The sequence below is a fragment of the Paraburkholderia sp. SEWSISQ10-3 4 genome (assembly GCF_030464785.1).
GTDB classification, from domain to species: domain Bacteria; phylum Pseudomonadota; class Gammaproteobacteria; order Burkholderiales; family Burkholderiaceae; genus Paraburkholderia; species Paraburkholderia aspalathi.
Window position 1 is genome coordinate 439,439 of the sequence record NZ_JALPRI010000004.1, and the last position, 16,033, is coordinate 455,471.

At 62.2% G+C, this 16,033-nt stretch carries 17 protein-coding genes; 8 read left to right on the plus strand and 9 right to left on the minus strand.

Annotation, left to right across the window (positions count from 1 at the left end):
• From M0D68_RS13145 to M0D68_RS13180, 8 genes are all read left to right on the plus strand, one after another.
• Positions 1 to 1,044, plus strand: coding sequence for a glycosyltransferase (locus M0D68_RS13145; RefSeq protein WP_093632624.1), 1,044 nt, complete (start codon positions 1 to 3; stop codon positions 1,042 to 1,044).
• Positions 1,041 to 1,988, plus strand: a complete 948-nt coding sequence (locus tag M0D68_RS13150) for a formyltransferase (protein ID WP_266224473.1) — start codon at positions 1,041 to 1,043, stop codon at positions 1,986 to 1,988. Before M0D68_RS13145 ends, M0D68_RS13150 begins: the two co-directional genes overlap by 4 nt.
• The gene (locus M0D68_RS13155) at positions 1,985 to 3,031 is read left to right on the plus strand and encodes a bifunctional UDP-4-keto-pentose/UDP-xylose synthase (RefSeq protein ID WP_093632622.1); all 1,047 of its coding nucleotides are present in this window, start codon (positions 1,985 to 1,987) and stop codon (positions 3,029 to 3,031) included. Before M0D68_RS13150 ends, M0D68_RS13155 begins: the two co-directional genes overlap by 4 nt.
• Positions 3,032 to 3,041: 10 nt before the next feature.
• Positions 3,042 to 3,935, plus strand: a complete 894-nt coding sequence (locus tag M0D68_RS13160) for a polysaccharide deacetylase family protein (protein ID WP_266224475.1) — start codon at positions 3,042 to 3,044, stop codon at positions 3,933 to 3,935.
• 153 nt (positions 3,936 to 4,088) lie between these two features.
• Positions 4,089 to 4,550, plus strand: a complete 462-nt coding sequence (locus tag M0D68_RS13165) for a peroxiredoxin (protein WP_054034536.1) — start codon at positions 4,089 to 4,091, stop codon at positions 4,548 to 4,550.
• A gap of 347 nt (positions 4,551 to 4,897) precedes the next feature.
• A complete protein-coding gene (locus tag M0D68_RS13170; protein ID WP_266224476.1) occupies positions 4,898 to 6,772 on the plus strand; it encodes a PhoH family protein in 1,875 nt (624 codons plus the stop codon).
• Positions 6,773 to 6,977: 205 nt separating this feature from the next.
• Complete coding sequence (locus M0D68_RS13175; protein ID WP_266224478.1) at positions 6,978 to 8,225, plus strand: NlpC/P60 family protein; 1,248 nt, start codon at positions 6,978 to 6,980, stop codon at positions 8,223 to 8,225.
• A 170-nt stretch (positions 8,226 to 8,395) separates the two neighbouring features.
• Entirely contained in the window at positions 8,396 to 9,202 is an 807-nt protein-coding gene (locus tag M0D68_RS13180; RefSeq protein ID WP_200651759.1) for an SDR family oxidoreductase, read from the plus strand.
• Between the two features lie 118 nt (positions 9,203 to 9,320).
• Here M0D68_RS13180 and M0D68_RS13185 read toward each other — a convergent pair whose 3' ends face one another.
• From M0D68_RS13185 to M0D68_RS13225, 9 genes are all read right to left on the minus strand, one after another.
• Positions 9,321 to 10,331, minus strand: coding sequence for an inorganic phosphate transporter (locus M0D68_RS13185; protein WP_200619907.1), 1,011 nt, complete (start codon positions 10,329 to 10,331; stop codon positions 9,321 to 9,323).
• Positions 10,331 to 10,957, minus strand: a complete 627-nt coding sequence (locus M0D68_RS13190) for a DUF47 domain-containing protein (RefSeq protein ID WP_012432805.1) — start codon at positions 10,955 to 10,957, stop codon at positions 10,331 to 10,333. Before M0D68_RS13190 ends, M0D68_RS13185 begins: the two co-directional genes overlap by 1 nt.
• A gap of 128 nt (positions 10,958 to 11,085) precedes the next feature.
• On the minus strand, positions 11,086 to 12,471 hold the full coding sequence (locus M0D68_RS13195) for a replicative DNA helicase (protein WP_063495982.1): 1,386 nt from the start codon (positions 12,469 to 12,471) through the stop codon (positions 11,086 to 11,088).
• 146 nt (positions 12,472 to 12,617) lie between these two features.
• On the minus strand, positions 12,618 to 13,070 hold the full coding sequence (gene rplI, locus M0D68_RS13200) for a 50S ribosomal protein L9 (protein WP_054034563.1): 453 nt from the start codon (positions 13,068 to 13,070) through the stop codon (positions 12,618 to 12,620).
• Positions 13,071 to 13,097: 27 nt separating this feature from the next.
• Complete coding sequence (gene rpsR, locus M0D68_RS13205; protein WP_007182109.1) at positions 13,098 to 13,373, minus strand: 30S ribosomal protein S18; 276 nt, start codon at positions 13,371 to 13,373, stop codon at positions 13,098 to 13,100.
• Positions 13,374 to 13,375: 2 nt separating this feature from the next.
• Positions 13,376 to 13,675, minus strand: coding sequence for a primosomal replication protein N (gene priB, locus M0D68_RS13210; RefSeq protein ID WP_028196682.1), 300 nt, complete (start codon positions 13,673 to 13,675; stop codon positions 13,376 to 13,378).
• A gap of 51 nt (positions 13,676 to 13,726) precedes the next feature.
• Entirely contained in the window at positions 13,727 to 14,101 is a 375-nt protein-coding gene (rpsF, locus tag M0D68_RS13215) for a 30S ribosomal protein S6 (RefSeq protein WP_006048823.1), read from the minus strand.
• A 246-nt stretch (positions 14,102 to 14,347) separates the two neighbouring features.
• On the minus strand, positions 14,348 to 15,277 hold the full coding sequence (locus M0D68_RS13220; protein WP_266224480.1) for an anti-sigma factor: 930 nt from the start codon (positions 15,275 to 15,277) through the stop codon (positions 14,348 to 14,350).
• Positions 15,267 to 16,031 carry an RNA polymerase sigma factor gene (locus M0D68_RS13225; protein WP_266224482.1) on the minus strand — a complete coding sequence of 255 codons (765 nt, stop codon included), beginning with the start codon at positions 16,029 to 16,031 and terminating at the stop codon, positions 15,267 to 15,269. Before M0D68_RS13225 ends, M0D68_RS13220 begins: the two co-directional genes overlap by 11 nt.
• Positions 16,032 to 16,033 lie beyond the last annotated feature (2 nt).

Genomic DNA, 16,033 nt, shown 5'->3' on the forward strand with positions numbered 1-16,033 from the left:
ATGATTTATTCGGAACATCGCGCCGTCGCACCGGAAGTGTCGATCATCATCCCGGTGTACAACGAAGAGGCCGGGCTGGCCGCGCTGTTCGCGCGACTCTACCCGGCGCTTGACGCGCTCGGCACCGGTTATGAAGTAATCTTCATCAACGACGGCAGCCGCGACAAATCCCCCGCGCTGCTCGCCGATCAGTTCCGCGCCCGGCCCGACACGACCCGTGTGATTCTGCTGAACGGCAACTACGGCCAGCACATGGCGATTCTGGCGGGCTTCGAGCAATCGCGCGGCGAGATCGTGATCACGCTCGACGCCGACCTGCAGAATCCGCCGGAAGAAATCGGCAAGCTGGTCAATAAGATGCGCGAAGGCTACGACTACGTCGGCACGATCCGACTGCAACGCCAGGACAGCTTGTGGCGCCGCAAGGCGTCGCGCGCGATGAACCGTCTGCGCGAGCGCATCACGCGTATCAAGATGACCGACCAGGGCTGCATGCTGCGCGCGTACAGCCGGCACATCATCGACACGATCAATCGCTGCGGTGAAATCAACACCTTCATTCCGGCACTCGCGTACACGTTCTCGCAGAATCCGGTCGAGATCGAAGTCGCGCACGAAGAGCGTTTTGCCGGCGAGTCGAAGTACTCGCTGTATTCGCTGATCCGTTTGAATTTCGACCTCGTCACCGGCTTCTCGGTAGTGCCGCTGCAATGGCTGTCGTTCATCGGCGTGATCCTGTCGCTCGGGTCCGCGGCGCTGTTCGTGCTGCTGCTGATTCGCCGCTTCATCATCGGCGCGGAAGTGCAAGGTGTGTTCACGCTGTTCGCTGTCATCTTCTTCCTGCTTGGCGTGATCATCTTCGCGTTGGGCCTGCTGGGTGAATACATCGGCCGGATTTATCAGCAGGTGCGCGCACGTCCGCGTTATCTGGTGCAGACGATTCTCGAGCAGCGCGACGGCACGACCGTGACCGAAGCGCCGCGTCAGGCGGTCGTGCAGGCCGTGCAGGCCGCGCCGCTGATTGATCAGGACCCGAATCCATGAAGCCGCGCGCCGTCGTTTTCGCGTATCACAACGTCGGCGTGCGCTGCCTGCAGGTACTGCTCGCGCGTGGCGTCGACGTGGCGCTGGTCGTCACGCACGAGGACAGCCCGACCGAAAACATCTGGTTCGGCAGTGTCGCCTCGGTTGCGGCCGAGCACGGCATTCCCGTCGTCACGCCGGCCGATCCGAAGAGCCCGGAGCTGCGCGCCGCGGTGAGCGCCGCGCGCCCGGACTTCATCTTCTCGTTCTACTACCGCCACATGTTGCCGGTCGACCTGCTGGCGCTCGCCGCTCGGGGCGCTTACAACATGCACGGCTCGCTTCTGCCGAAGTACCGCGGCCGCGTGCCGACCAACTGGGCGGTGATCCACGGCGAAACCGAAACCGGCGCGACGCTGCACGAAATGGCCGCCAAACCCGACGCGGGCGCGATCATCGCGCAAACGCCGGTGCCGATCCTGCCCGACGACACCGCCGCGCAAGTGTTCGACAAGGTCACGGTGGCCGCGGAACAAACGTTGTGGCGCGTGCTCCCGGCGCTGCTTGCGGGCGAAGCGCCGCATCTGCCGAACGATCTGGCGCACGGCAGCTACTATGGCGGGCGCAAGCCTGAGGACGGCCGGATCGACTGGACGCAAGCCGCGCAGCAGGTCTACAACCTGATCCGCGCGGTCGCGCCGCCCTATCCCGGCGCGTTTACGGATCTCGAAGGTCACCGTTTCATCATCGCCCGTGCGCGTCTGGCTCAGCCCGGCGCGCTTCGCTCGGATTTGCCCCCGGGCCTGCACGTAAGCGATAATGCCGTTTTTGCGATATGCGGCGACGGTCGCTCGATCGCCATCCACGAATTGCGGCACCTGCACGACGGCAGCGAAACCGTCGTTACCCCGTCCGAATTCGCCCGGCTCATCCAAACTCCCCTCGAAACTCCCCGTTACTCATGAAAAAAGTCCTGATTCTGGGTGTGAACGGCTTCATTGGCCATCACCTGTCCAAACGCATTCTCGAAACGACCGATTGGGAAGTCTTCGGGATGGACATGCAGACCGAACGTCTGGGTGACCTGATCAACCATGAGCGGATGCACTTCTTCGAAGGCGACATCACGATCAACAAGGAGTGGGTGGAATATCACATCAAGAAGTGCGATGTGATCCTGCCGCTGGTCGCGATCGCCACGCCCGCCACGTACGTGAAGCAACCGCTGCGCGTGTTCGAACTCGACTTCGAAGCGAACCTGCCGATCGTGCGTTCGGCCGTCAAGTACGGTAAGCACCTCGTGTTCCCGTCGACCTCCGAGGTCTACGGCATGTGCACGGACGAGCAGTTCGATCCGGAAGAGTCGCAACTGTCGTACGGCCCGATCAACAAGCCGCGCTGGATCTACGCGTGCTCGAAGCAGTTGATGGACCGCGTGATCTGGGGTTACGGCATGGAAGGCCTGAACTTCACGCTGTTCCGTCCGTTCAACTGGATCGGCCCGGGCCTCGATTCGATCTACACGCCGAAGGAAGGCAGCTCGCGCGTGGTCACGCAGTTCCTCGGCCACATTGTGCGCGGCGAGAACATCAGCCTCGTGGACGGCGGCGCACAAAAGCGTGCGTTCACGGACATCGACGACGGCATCGGCGCACTGATGAAGATCATCGAAAACAAGGACGGCGTCGCCACGGGCAAGATCTACAACATCGGCAACCCGACCAACAACTTCTCGGTGCGCGAGCTCGCGCACAAGATGCTGACGCTGGCCGCCGAATTCCCGGAATACGCCGAACTGGCCAAGAAGGTGCAGCTGGTCGAAACGTCCTCGGGCGCCTACTACGGTGCGGGCTACCAGGACGTGCAGAACCGCGTGCCGAAGATCGACAACACGATGCAGGAACTCGGCTGGGCGCCGAAGTCGACCTTCGACGAAGCGCTGCGCAAGATTTTCGAAGCGTATCGCGGCCACGTCGCCGAAGCGCGCGCCCTCGTCGAACAACAATAAGGCCTGATCCTTGGCTCGTATCGTCCTGAAGATCGACGTCGACACGCTGCGCGGCACCCGCGAAGGCGTGCCGAATCTCGCGCGCATCTTCGACCGCTTCAAGGCGCGCGCCACTTTCCTCTTCAGCCTCGGGCCCGACCACACCGGTTGGGCGATGCGCCGCGTGTTGCGGCCGGGCTTTCTGAAGAAGGTGTCGCGTACCTCGGTGGTCGAACATTACGGCATCAGGCAATTGATGTACGGCGTGCTGCTGCCGGGTCCGGATATCGGCGTGAAAACTGCCGCGGAAATGCGCGCGATTCACGAGGCCGGTTTCGAATGCGGCATCCACACCTGGGACCACGTGTACTGGCAGGACAACGTGCGTTCGCAAGATCAGGAGTGGACCGAGAAGCAGATGCAGAAGAGCTTCAACCGCTTCGTCGCGATCTTCGGCGCGCCGCCCGTCACGCACGGTGCGGCGGGCTGGCAGATGAACGGACATGCGTTCGAGCAGATCGACGCGTGGGGCATGCGCTACGCGTCCGACGGGCGCGGCCACTCGCCGTATCTGCCGGTGGTCGACGGCCGGCAACTGTCGCACGTACAGATGCCCACCACGCTGCCCACGCTCGACGAAGTGCTGGGTGTGGATGGGGTCGACGAGCACACCGTCGCCGCATGGATGTTGAAGCACACCGAAAACAATCCGCACGATCAGGTGTTTACGCTGCACGCGGAGCTCGAAGGACAAAAGCTCGCGCCGATTTTCGAACAGCTGCTGGAAGGCTGGCGGGCGCAAGGTCATACCTTCGCGACCATGGGTGATTACTACGCCACGCTAGACCGCAGCACGCTGCCATCGTACCCTGTTACGTGGGGCGAAATTCCAGGTCGCTCCGGCGAGTTGATTGTCCAGCCCTGACTGGCCAATCTCTCGCCGGCACTGACGACCAGGCCGCGCGAGCGACCACCACACGCGCCAGTCGCCCTCCCCGAAAGCCTCGATGCCAGGCCGGTGCCGCAGCAGTTGCAAGTGCAAATGCTGCGGCGTCGGCCATAACAACCGGAGAACCTCGTGCCCATCGCAGTCGACCAACCCATCCCCGACTTTACCGCCCCCGCTACCGGTGGCGAGATCACGCTGTCCAAGCTGCGGGGCAAGAAGGTGGTGCTGTATTTCTACCCGAAGGACAACACGCCGGGCTGCACGACCGAAGGTCTGCAATTCCGCGATCTGTATCCAAAGTTCAAGAAAGCCGGCGCGGAAATTCTCGGCGTGTCACGCGATAGCCTGCGCTCCCATGACAATTTCAAGGCAAAGCTCGAACTGCCGTTTCCGTTGATCTCGGACCCCGAAGAAACCTTGTGTGCGCTCTTCGGCGTCATGAAATTGAAGAAAATGTATGGCAAAGAAGTGCGTGGGATCGAACGCTCCACGTTCCTGATCGACGCCGAAGGCGTGCTGCGCCAGGAGTGGCGTGGCGTGAAAGTGCCAGGGCATGTCGATGACATTCTGGAGGCTGTACAAGCGCTTTGAGGCGCGTTATATTGGGTTCCAATGAGTGCCTGTCCACCCCACACTTTTCGTCGCTGCGCCGGACTTGACGGCCGTTTTATCGGCTCCGTCGAAGTCATGAGGCGCAACGCGATAACCGAAGGCGAGCCGCTTGTCCCGTACGCCGGGGCGGCGGCTTTTTTAATTGCGCTAAGCCGTGCGTTCACTCGGCCACGCGCTTCCGTTAAGGAGCCGATCGAAAACCAGGCGAACCGGCATCTCTAGACCGAATGCGCGCCTCCGGGCGCAAACTGCGTGCGCACTCACTGGCACCGGCAGAATGCGACAGGCGGCGCACGAAATGTGACCCGATTAATTCGAGGGAAACCATGCCTTTGCCTACCCCCCCCAGCAAGCTCGGCAATCTCCTGCCGCCTGACGAATACAAGGCCAAAGCCGCCACGCCGGCGCGCTCCGCCGCGAAGAAACAGGCAGTCGGAGGGGAATCAGCAGAGTCGGCCGATTACGGCCGCGCAAACGTCGCCACACCGATGGCGCACGCCGCCAATGCCGCAACCACGTTGCGGCCCGTGCCGGCATCGTCGGCCTCCCCTGCTGCGTCCGCATCCGCCGAGCAAGCTGCACCGGCGCGTGGACGTAAATCGAAGCAAACTGCCGCATTGCTGCAACCGGTTCCCGCTGCCCGTCCGCAAGCCGAGCCGGCGGTTGTTTCTACGCCTGCGGCCAAATCGCAACCGGTCGTCGCGCGCGCGCCAAGCGCGAAAGACCCGGCCGCCAGCACGCCCGCAGCCGTGGCACCCAGCACGCGCGGCACCAGCAAGAAGCGCGGCGCGTCCACCGACCCGCTCGAAATGCAGAAGCTTTTCGTGCTCGACACGAACGTGCTGATGCACGATCCAAGCTGCCTGTTCCGTTTCGAGGAACACGACGTCTATCTGCCGATGATGACGTTGGAAGAACTGGACAACCACAAGAAGGGCATGTCCGAAGTCGCGCGTAACGCTCGCCAGGTGAGTCGTACGCTGGACGCGTTGGTGGCGAACGCCGGCAACATCTCTGACGGCATTTCGCTGGCGCGTCTCGGCAGCCGTGAGGCGTCCGGACGCCTGTACTTCCAGACCAAGCTCAACGCCATCGAGCCGGTCGAAGGCCTGCCGGATGGCAAGGCCGACAACCAGATTCTCGGCGTGGTGCGGGCGTTGCAGCGCGACCGGATGGATCGCCAGGTCGTGCTGGTGTCGAAAGACATCAACATGCGGATCAAGGCGCATGCACTCGGCCTGCCCGCGGAAGACTACTTCAACGACCAGGTGCTCGAAGACAGCGATCTGCTGTACTCGGGCATCCGCGCGCTGCCCCAGGATTTCTGGACCAAGCACGCGAAGGGCATGGAGAGCTGGCAGGACACCAAAACTGGCACCACGTATTACCGCGTGACGGGACCGCTCTGCGCCTCGATGCTGGTCAACGAATTCGTCTATCTGGAGCCGCAGAACGGCGAGCCGACGTTTCATGCGCTAGTACGCGAGCTGAACGGCAAGACGGCGCTGCTGCAAACCTTGCGCGACTACGGCCACCACAAGAACAACGTGTGGGGCATCACGGCGCGCAATCGCGAGCAGAACTTCGCGCTGAACCTGTTGATGAATCCGGAGATCGACTTCGTTACGCTGCTGGGTCAGGCCGGTACCGGCAAGACGCTGGTCGCGCTCGCGGCTGGTCTTGCCCAGGTGCTCGACGACAAGCGCTACAACGAGATCATCGTGACGCGCGCCACGGTGCCGGTCGGTGAAGACATCGGCTTTCTGCCGGGTACGGAAGAGGAAAAAATGCAGCCTTGGATGGGTGCATTCGACGACAACCTCGAAGTCCTGCAGAAAACCGACGATGCCGCCGGCGAATGGGGCCGCGCCGCGACTCAGGAGCTGATCCGCTCGCGCCTGAAGGTCAAGAGCATGAACTTCATGCGCGGCCGTACGTTCGTGGACAAGTATCTGATCATCGACGAGGCGCAAAACCTGACGCCGAAGCAGATGAAGACGCTGGTCACGCGAGCGGGTCCGGGCACGAAGATCATTTGTCTCGGCAATATCGCGCAAATCGATACGCCTTACCTGACAGAAGGCAGTTCGGGCTTGACGTACGTGGTCGACCGCTTCAAGGGCTGGGCGCACAGCGGGCATGTGACGCTGGCGCGCGGCGAGCGTTCGCGCCTGGCGGATTACGCGTCGGAGATCCTTTAAGTTTCAATGCTTTAGCTTCGGCTAGAAGCCGCGTCCGGGTCAGCCCGGACGCGGCTTTTTTATTGGGCACGCGTTCCCGCTGGGCAACACTTAGCGCACAAACTTCAAGTAAGTTATCAAGAATTCTTGCCTGAGCCAGGTTCGACGGGCTACCATCCCGACATCGTCCGCCATTAAACGAGCGTTTACCGCTCCCTTCGTCTTCATGCGCCGACTCGCCTTTTCGCTGCTGACCGTTTTGCTGCTCGCCGCTTGCGCCGGCGCGCCGCAAAAGACGTCGCGCGGGCCGGGTTCATCGGTTGTGGTCACGAATGGTGCCTATCATGCACCGCCGCCAGGTTTCCCGAATTTCGTCGACCATAGCATCGGGCGCGAGGAAATCTCGATTCAGGCGATGAGTCTGGTCGGCATTCCATACCGCTGGGGTGGGAATACGCCCGATAGCGGCTTCGATTGCAGTGGATTGGTTCGCTATGTGGTATCGCGCGCCGCTTCCGTCAATCTGCCGCGAACTACCGCGGATATGAGCGGCCGCGGCGAATCCGTCGAACCGGATGAAATTGCGCCGGGCGATCTGATTTTCTTCAATACCACCGGACGCGCACATTCTCACGTTGGCATTTATGTGGGCAAGCTGCGCTTTGTCAACGCCCCGTCGACAGGTGGTACCGTGCGGCTCGACTACCTGACCAATCCCTATTGGGCCAAGCGCTTCGACGGTATTCGTCGGGTCGCAGCGCCGGCTGCGACACCGGCGCCGTTCGATACGCCGAGCTATCAGGCTGCGGCGCCTCAACCCGAGCGTGTTGCGCCGGTGGCTCAGACTCAGTCGGCACCGGCTTATGCAGGTGTCGCGGTGGCGGCGCAAGCTTCGGGCTACTCCGCGAATTCTGCGGCGACGCGACCTTCGGGCTATGCGGGAGCTCCTGTTGCGGCGGAAGCTTCGAGTTATACCGCGGACCCTGTGGCGCCGCAGCAAACGGCGCGTGTCGCGGCGACCACTCGTCCGCCGCTGACTGCAAGCGGTCAACCTACGGTGGCCGCGGCTGCGGCACCACAAGCTGATCCGTTCGAACCCCCACCGCCTGGTATGAGCGCCGCGCAGATGCAAGCGCGTGCGGCAGGCGCGGTGCCTCCGGGGTCTGTGTCGGCCGCTCAGGCGAATACGTATGACGCTGCTGCCGGCTCAGCGAATCAACAGGTGGCGGCAGCTGTGCGTGCTGAACCGCCAACGATTACAGTTCGCGCGCCTGATCCGATCGACGCCGCCGCCGATGCATTCGAGCCGCCGCCCCCCGCGTCCGTCGCCGTGCGCCAGGCCCAACAAGCTCGTCAAGCCGATGGGAATGCGGGCGTCCAGATCATGCGCGCCTCGACCGCATCGCGTGGCATCCCTGCCCCGACGCAAACCACCGACGACCCGATCGCGCGCTTCGCCAACGGCAGTTACTAACGATTCAGTCAGTGGCGCGTGACGCACGGCTCGTCACTCATAGCGATGGCCGTACCGCCCGAATTCAGTCTCCCGGTAGCACCCACACTCCTCACCTCGACCCTGTCCATCCCCGCTGCGCTGCCGATCTGCTATCGTCATCGATATTCTTCCGACAGCGGGTGATAACGATGGATCTCGGGCTGAATGACAAGGTGGTGTTAATCACGGGCGGCAGCAAAGGGATCGGGTTCGCCTGCGCCCGGGCGTTCGCCCTCGAGGGCGCAAAAGTCGCGATCGTTTCGCGCGACCCCGCCAATCTCGCGCGCGCGTACGAACAGTTGAAGCAGGAAGGTCTGCACGTGCATCGCACCCGCGCCGACCTGCACGAACCGCACAGTGCCGCGGACATCGTCGAGGAAGTCAGCACCGCCGTCGGGCCCATCGACGTGTTGATCAACAGCGCCGGCGCTGCCCGTCGCTATGACCCGGAAACGCTGGACGCCGACGCGTTCCGCGCGACCATGGAAGCCAAGTATTTCCCCTACATCTACCCGCAGCAGGAAGTGCTGCGGCGCATGGCCGAGCGCGTCAAGGCCGGCGACGGCGGCGCACCCGGCACGATCGTCAACATCATCGGCATGGGCGGCAAAATCGCTAGCGATATCCATATCGCCGGTGGCGCCGCCAATGCCGCGCTGATGCTGGCCACTGTCGGCCTCGCCCACTACTACGCGCGCTACGGCATCCGCATCAACGCGATCAATCCGGGTTCGACACTGACCGAACGCGTCGAGGAAGCGGTCAGGCTGGAAGCGTCGCAGCAAGGCATCGAAAACGCGGACGCGCTGGCGCGCGGGCAGGCCAAGGTGCCGCTCGGACGCTATGCAAAACCGGAGGAAATCGCTGATGTCGCGCTGTTTCTGGCGAGCCGCCGCGCGAGCTATGTGACGGGCGCAATCGTCCCGATGGATGGAGGCAGCACGCCGCTGATCTGAGCGGCGCGCTTTTTTTGCAGCTTTAGGGGTGTGAGGCCCGGTGCTTGTGGCGTCGGGCTCCGAGACAGAGCTTTGAAGCCTGAAAACGCGCGGACGGCCTTCGCCGTCCGCACCGCATTTACAGGAAGCGGTGGCCGAGCCACCAGGCAGCCGCGGAGAGCGCTGCGGAGGCCGGGATCGTCAGAATCCACGCCCAGACGATGTTGCCCGCCACCCCCCAACGCACCGCACTCAACTTCTGCGTCGCGCCGACACCGACGATCGCGCCGGTAATCGTATGCGTGGTGGACACCGGAATGCCGAGCCACGACGCGGTGAAGAGCGTAATCGCCCCACCCGCCTCGGCGCAAAAACCGCCGACCGGCTTCAGCTTGGTGATCTTCTGGCCCATCGTGCGGACAATCCGCCAGCCGCCGAACAACGTACCAACGCCCATCGAGAGATAGCAGCCACCGATTACCCACAGCGGCGGTGCATCGGCAATCGACGAGGCGTAGCCGGTCGCGATCAGCAACATCCAGATAATGCCGATGGTCTTCTGTGCATCGTTACCGCCGTGGCCAAGGCTGTACAAGCCTGCGGACACCAGTTGCAGACGACGGAAGCGCCGGTCGACCTTGCTCGGTGGCGTGCGGAAATAGATCCACGACACCGCCAGCATGAAGAACGAGCCGAGCACGAAACCGAGCAGCGGCGAGATGAAAATGAAGGCAACCGTCTTCATCAACCCGTCGATATTGAGCGAACCCCAGCCCGACTTGGCGAGCGCCGCGCCCACCAGCCCGCCGATCAGCGCATGCGACGAGCTGGACGGAATACCGTAATGCCACGTGATGATGTTCCAGCCGATCGCCCCGACCAGCGCGCCGAAAATGACGTAGTGGTCGACGATATTCGGATCGATCGTGCCCTTGCCGACCGTCTGCGCCACCTTCAGGTGGAACACGAAATACGCGATAACGTTGAATGCCGCGGCGAAAGCCACGGCCTGCTGCGGCTTCAGCACGCCGGTCGACACGACCGTGGCGATCGAATTCGCCGCGTCGTGGAAGCCGTTCATGAAGTCGAAAATCAGCGCGACGGCGACCAGGCCGGCAACGACCCAGATAGCGAGTTGTATCGATTGCATTATGCGTTTTCCAGCACGATGCCTTCGATGATGTTCGCCACGTCCTCACACTTGTCGGTGATCGTTTCGAGCAGTTCGTAAATCGCCTTCAGCTTGATCAGCGTCTTGACGTTGTCTTCTTCGCGGAAAAGCTTCGACATCGCCGAGCGCAGCACGCGGTCGGCTTCCGATTCCAGACGGTCGATGTCTTCGCACGCCTTCAGGATCTGGCTCGCCTGCTTCATGTCCGACAGCAGGCTGACGGCGAACTGCACACGCTCGGAGGTGGCCGTGCAGATATGCGCCAACTGGCTCGCCTCGGAGGTCACCGCCTGCACGTCGTACAGCGAGATAGCGGTGGCGACGTCCTCCATCAGATCGAGGATGTCGTCCATCGTGGTGATCAGCTTGTGGATCTCGTCGCGGTCGAGCGGCGTGATGAAGGTCTTGTGCAGCAGGTCGATGGTTTCGTGCGTGAGCTTGTCAGCGGCCTTTTCGGCCTTCTGCACGTTTTGCTTGTGGGTCTCGGCGTCCTGCAGGTTGTCGATCAGCAGTTCGAGTTCGCGGCTTGCTGAGACGATGCACGTTGCGTGCGCATTGAAAATTTCAAAGAACTTGCCCTCGGTGGGCATGAATCGACCGAACATTGGGATCCCGAAAATTGGTCACATTATGGCTGACATAAAACCGCCACATTGTACCGTTCCGGGATCGATGCCGCACTTTTGAAAGCACCGTTACAACAGTCCCAACAGTTATCTCCGCAGTTGTGTCTCTACTCGCTGTAGAAATTCTGCGCGCCGGCAAAATTGTCGAACTTCGTGAATTGGCCGTGGAACGTGAGCCGAACAGGGCCGATCGGACCATTCCGCTGTTTACCGATGATAATCTCCGCCGTGCCCTTGTCAGGGCTGTCCGGGTTGTAGACCTCATCGCGGTAAATGAACAGAATGACGTCCGCATCCTGCTCGATAGCGCCGGATTCACGCAAGTCGGACATGATCGGCCGCTTGTTCGGGCGCTGTTCTAGACCCCGGTTGAGCTGCGACAAGGCGATCACGGGTACGTCGAGTTCTTTGGCGAGACTCTTCAGCGAACGCGAGATTTCCGAGATTTCGGTCGCACGGTTTTCACCCGACGACGAACCGCTCATCAGCTGCAAATAGTCGATGATGATCAGGCCCAGCTTGCCGCACTGGCGCGACAGTCGACGCGCGCGCGAGCGCAGTTCCATCGGGTTCAAACCACCGGTTTCGTCGATGAAAATCTGCGCCTCGCTCATTTTCTGCACCGCGTGCGTGAGCTTCGGCCAATCCTCGTCAGTCAGACGCCCAGTCCGCATACGGTGCTGGTCGAGCCGGCCGACCGAGCCCAGCATACGCATGGTGAGCTGCGAGCCCGGCATTTCCATGGAGAACACGGCGACCGGCAGGCCATACTCGACCGCCACATACTCGCCGACGTTCATCGAAAACGCCGTCTTACCCATCGACGGGCGCCCTGCCACGATGATCAGCTCACCACCGTGCATGCCCGAAGTCATGCGATCCAGATCGACGAAGCCAGTCGGCGTGCCCGTCACATCGCTCGGATTCGCGGTGTGATACAGCGTGTCGATACGTTCCACCACCTCGGTCAGGAGCGGCCCGATCTCCAGGAAGCCCTGCGTACCACGCGCGCCGTCTTCAGCAATCGAAAACACCTTCGATTCGGCTTCGTCCAGCAACTGGCGGACTTCCTTACCCTGCGGGTTGAAAGCGTCGGCGGAAATTTCGTCGGCCACGGATACGAGACGGCGCAGCACCGCGCGATCGCGCACGATTTCCGCATAGCGGCGGATATTGGCCGCGCTCGGCGTGTTCTGCGCCAGCGCGTTCAGGTACGCCAGACCGCCGACCTCTTCCGCCTTGCCCGAGGTGCCGAGCGCCTCGTACACGGTAATCACGTCGGCCGGACGCGTCGCCGCGATCAGCTTGCCGATGTGCTCGAAAATGATGCGGTGGTCGTATCGGTAAAAATCGCTCTGCGACAGGAAGTCGGCGATGCGGTCCCATGCCGCGTTGTCGAGCAGCAGGCCGCCCAGCACCGACTGCTCGGCTTCGATCGAATGCGGCGGGACTTTCAGCGACTCGATTTGGGGATCTTTGGACGGTGCGTTCATGGAGAGGAATTATCGGGTAAATGCGCGCGGAGGGAAATCAAAACCGATACTTCGATACATCGGAAACGGGCAACAAAAAAAGGCAGGGGCCGGTCACCCGGCCCCTGCCTTTTGCCAGTAACAACCTGGCAGATGCTAACTGATGCTTAGACGTGTTCGCCGATCACAGCCACGTTGACATCGACGAGAACGTCGGTGTGCAGCGAGATCTGAACAGCGTGGTCGCCAACCAGCTTCAGCGGGCCTTCCGGCAGACGCACTTGCGCCTTTTCCACTGCGAAGCCTTGCTTGACCAGTGCGTCAGCGATGTCCGCGTTCGTCACCGAACCGAACAGACGGCCGTCGACGCCAGCCTTCTGATTGATCTGAACTGTCGAGCCTGCCAGCTTTTCGCCTTGAGCTTGAGCGGCAGCCAGCTTTTCAGCGGCGATCTTTTCCAGTTCTGCACGGCGAACTTCGAATTCGGCCAGGGCTTCCTTCGTTGCACGGCGAGCTTGCTTGTTCGGGATCAGGAAGTTACGTGCGTAACCGTCCTTGACCTTCACGATATCGCCCAGGTTGCCCAGATTGACGACTTTTTCCAGAAGAATAATTTGCATTCGGATACTCCTTATCGCGTCGTCGGGTTAGGCCTTGTGCTGGTCGGTGTACGGCACCAGCGCGAGGAAACGTGCGCGCTTGATTGCTGTATCCAGCTGGCGTTGATAGTGCGACTTCGTACCCGTGAGACGCGCCGGCGTGATCTTGCCGTTTTCGCCGATGAAGTCCTTCAGCGTTTCGAGGTCCTTGTAGTCGATGTGATCGACGCCAGCGGCCGTGAAACGGCAGAACTTCTTGCGCTTGAAGAGCGGATTTTGTTGCTGACGACGCTTGTCGAATTTCTTACCAGTCGGGCGGGGCATGTTCAGTCCTTTCCAATGTCCTGCAATTCTGTGATGTGAAATACCAGAGTTCTTGCGTTGCGGTGCTTTTTCGCCAGAAAGCCTGTGAAGAGCGTTTCCACGCCCATCTGACAGCCTTCCAGCTTACCGCTCGCCTCACCTGCGGCTACCGCCTGCATGGTCAGTTCGACTTGCCGGGCAATGCCGGCTTCGACGACTTCCGTGCGGTGGTGCAACGTGCAGCCTGCAATCGGAACGCCGGCGGGGGTATACCGCACCGGTTCGCGTTCAACGACGCTGGCCGTAAGTTGCAGCCGATTCATGTAGCCTTTGGCGAGAGCGACGCTTTCGTCTGGTAGCTTAAATAGTGTGTCTTAAGCCTGCGCTTCGGACGGTTGCGTAGCAGCCGACTTCTTGGCTTCTTCGCGCTGCACTTCCTTCATCATCGGCGACGGGCCGGTTTCGGCCTTCTTCATCTTGACGATCAGGTGACGCAGAACCGCGTCATTGAACTTGAATGCGTGTTCCAGCTCGTCGAGCGTGGTTTGGTCGCATTCGATGTTCATGCAGACGTAGTGAGCCTTCGCGAGTTTCTCGATCATGTAGGCCAGTTGGCGACGGCCCCAGTCTTCGATACGGTGGATCTGGCCACCGTGCGAGGTGATCGTGCTTTTGTAACGCTCGATCATGGCGGGCACTTGCTCGCTCTGATCGGGGTGCACAATAAAGACGATTTCATAATGACGCATACACACTCCTTGTGGACTTGTGGATTAGAGCCACCCGGGCGTCTGAACCGGTGTGGCAAGTGAGAAGCCAAAGAGTGTAACCCGATTAGGGCCGGGTTGCAAGATATCCCGTTAATGCGGCGCCCGAATCGGGTGTGTTTTCAAGGGTTTAGGACGAAGTGAATAAACGGGGACAAACGGGAACACAAGGCCGCCACGCGTGCGCGCCCGGGAAAATCACGCCCGGGGGGCGCACACGAAGCCCGCTCAGCCCCCCTCGGTCTGCTCGCTGCCGCCCGCCAGACGGGCTTTCAGCGCCTTTTCGAGCCCACTGAGCGCGTCCGGCGCGGCGTCGGTGACCGCCCACCAGGTCATCCCCTGCGCATTCCAGTGCGCAAGCGAGTAACCCTCGCGGGTCTGCGCCATCGAAAGCCCGGCGGCGGCTTCTGGTCCAGCATCGGCGGAGCGCGCTTCCGGAAACACGTAGACGTCGATGATGTGCTTCTGATAGCGGTATACCAGCACCGCCACCCGCTGATGCGCGATGTAATCCAGCCGGCCGCCTTCAAGCGGAAAACCGCTCGCCGCGAGGTCCTCGACCGGCGGCGAATAGTCGATCCGGCCGTTGAACCACGGCTTGACCGTGTGCCGGTCAGTCGAAATGACGTCGATGTCGTGGCCGGACATTTGCGCCCGCACATGGCTTTCGACCAGTTCATCGGAGAACCCGCCACCTTGCGCGGGACGATGCTGGCTCATGGTCACGCCCACCGCCACCGCACCAAGCGCGACCACCAGCGCGACGAGCCAGCCCTGCCCGATCATTGCCCCTGAGCCTGAGCCTACGCCGCTGCCCGGCCGCCCCATCGCACCTTGCGGACGCAGCCAGCCATTCAGCCAGTTGCCCAGCCAACTGCGCTTCGGCCTCGGCTGTGCCGTGGCCCGCGGGGCTTCGATGGGCTCGTCAGCGGCCACGTCACCCTCCGGGAGGGCAGCAAGAATCCGCGCCCGCAGGGCATCCGGCGCCCGGTAATAAGGCTGTGCGCGCAGCGAGGCGCTCAACGTATGCAGGTTTTCGCTTTCGCGCCGGCAGGCGTCGCAGCTCTCGATGTGCTGCTGGACGCGCTGTGCATCCGGCGCGGGCAATTCGTGGTCGGCGTTCGCATCGAGGAGCGGCCGCGCTTCGTTACAGTCCATCTGGCGTCTCCTGAGTTAAGCCGGCAGCACTCGCGCCGGGGTTGTTGGATGGACGGCCGTTGGAGGCCGCCCGGAGTGGTGTGACGGAAGCCGTGGGCGCCGCAGAGGCCCCCGGCGGTGTTGCTCGCGGCGGACTTCCACCTCCCGAAAGGCCGGCCCCCGGATGCCCGGACGCCGGATGGCCGGCCCCCTGCTTCGCCATCAGCAACGTGGCCAGCTTGCGCCTGCCCCGTGCGAGCCGCGACATCACCGTGCCGATCGGCACATCTGCGACCATCGCGATCTCGCGGTAACCCATTTCTTCAAGCTCCCGCAGGATCAGCACCTCCCGATACTCGACCGGCAACTGCGCCAGCGCCTCGTGCACGAGCTTCGTGTCTTCGTCGCGGATCAGGAGCGTCTGCGGATCCGCGCCGCCCGTGCTCCAGCCATCGAAGGTCGCCTCGTCCATCGTGTCGTCGAACTCGACCACCTCGTGCGACGACGCGCGCCGCCGCCATTCCGTGTACCAGGTGCGGCGCACGATCGCCAGCAGCCATGGCCGCGCAGAGTCGCCACGGAACGTGTCGAAGAAACGAAACGCGCGCATGAATGCTTCCTGCACGACGTCGTCGGCATCGTTAGCGTTGCCGCACAGCCAGCGCGCAAGGTTGTACGCGGCGTCGAGATGCGGGAGCGCCAGTTCCTGAAAACGACGGTTCCTCGCTGCATCGGCGTCGTGCGCGCGGGCGGCATTTGAATCGGGTTGACCCACCT